Source organism: Sulfitobacter sp. HI0129, from assembly GCF_001635395.1.
Lineage (GTDB): Bacteria > Pseudomonadota > Alphaproteobacteria > Rhodobacterales > Rhodobacteraceae > Sulfitobacter.
The window spans coordinates 1-366 of sequence record NZ_LWGH01001020.1; the positions used below are offsets into that span (position 1 = coordinate 1).

The 366-nt window shown below is 63.7% G+C and carries 1 protein-coding gene; it reads left to right on the forward strand.

Going from position 1 to position 366, the window contains the following annotated elements; all coding sequences use genetic code 11:
• Positions 1 to 204 precede the first annotated feature (204 nt).
• Positions 205 to 366 (forward strand): aminotransferase class III-fold pyridoxal phosphate-dependent enzyme (locus A3764_RS24925; protein ID WP_150122398.1); only part of this gene is annotated, 162 nt, incomplete at its 3' end.

Sequence of the window (366 nt, forward strand, 5' to 3'; positions counted from 1 at the left end):
GGTTCTCCATATTGGAAAGCGGTCCCCGATGTCAGGACCGCTTCGTCAATTTCAGCGCCCTATACTAATGCCTGCCAGCGCAGGCGCAAGCCGGTATGCGGCATCACGTCCGTCAACGGCGCCCTTGCCGCCTGCATGGCCCTTGACCACCGGGCGTGCCCATGGCCTTTTGGCGGCTTGATACACCAGCAAAGGACGATCACCATGATCCCTTCCGTACTGCCCACCTATGCCCGCGCACCCCTGTCCTTCGTGAAGGGCGAAGGGGTCTGGCTGGTGGAGGAAGGCGGGCGACGTTTTCTCGACCTCGGGGCGGGGATCGCCGTGAACGCGCTGGGCCATGCACATCCGGCGCTCATTCGTGCG